Raw genomic sequence first — 261 nt, 5'->3', positions numbered from 1 at the left:
CTCGCGTATTGCAGGGCCTAACGCGGGTCGAATGGCGAACGTCACGCGAGATAGTTCACGACTCATCGAGATGTTCCGCAGCCTTTACCCTGAGCGTATCTTCAACCTCACCCACTCGGCAGGCGAGAAAGACCTAGTGCCTATTGAGGCTCACGACTTTTCTGAAATATTAGGCATCGTGCTCGATAACGCTGGCAAATGGGCGAATAGGTGCGTTAATTGCGATATTGCCGTCTCCGCTACCACACTCACGCTCACCCT

At 53.6% G+C, this 261-nt stretch carries 1 pseudogene; it reads left to right on the top strand.

The features are described from left to right. Positions 1–31 precede the first annotated feature (31 nt). Positions 32–261, top strand: a pseudogene (locus tag MLE19_RS22960) (ATP-binding protein); the annotation flags it as partial.

Source organism: Vreelandella neptunia (assembly GCF_022489065.1).
In the GTDB taxonomy this organism is placed as follows: Bacteria; Pseudomonadota; Gammaproteobacteria; order Pseudomonadales; family Halomonadaceae; genus Vreelandella; species Vreelandella neptunia_A.
Note: the sequence above shows the minus strand (reverse complement) of the source record. Positions and strands in the feature narration are given on the sequence as shown.